The following is a 307-nucleotide window of genomic DNA, read 5'->3' as shown; positions in this document are numbered from 1 at the left end:
GAGCGGGCATCGCGCCCGCGGTGATGAGTCTCCGCACCGTCGACACTGACCTCGAAGACGGTGCCCTCGTCCGGGCGCTACTGCTCGGCCCGCCACTGATCCGGCCGCTGCGAGCGATCTGGTCAGGCCGCCCGGGGCCCGCTGTGACGGCGTTCCTGGACACTGCTCGCAGCTCGAGTACCGGTGGTCAGATCAGTCCGTAGGGCAGCTCCGGGTGCTGCTCGGCGATCTCGGTGAGCCGGTTGTACTTCGCGACGCGTTCCCCGCGGCCGGGTGCGCCGGACTTGATCTGCCCGGTGCCGGTCCC

Annotated in this window: 1 protein-coding gene; it reads right to left on the bottom strand. The window is 71.0% G+C overall.

What is annotated here, in order from left to right; all coding sequences use genetic code 11:
• Positions 1-187 precede the first annotated feature (187 nt).
• A partial coding sequence (locus AC0VX0_RS12440; protein WP_475452225.1) for a hypothetical protein occupies positions 188-307 on the bottom strand: 120 nt, incomplete at its 5' end.

This window comes from Micrococcus sp. iso_26, assembly GCF_056172975.1.
This window is presented reverse-complemented; position numbering and strand designations above follow the sequence as displayed.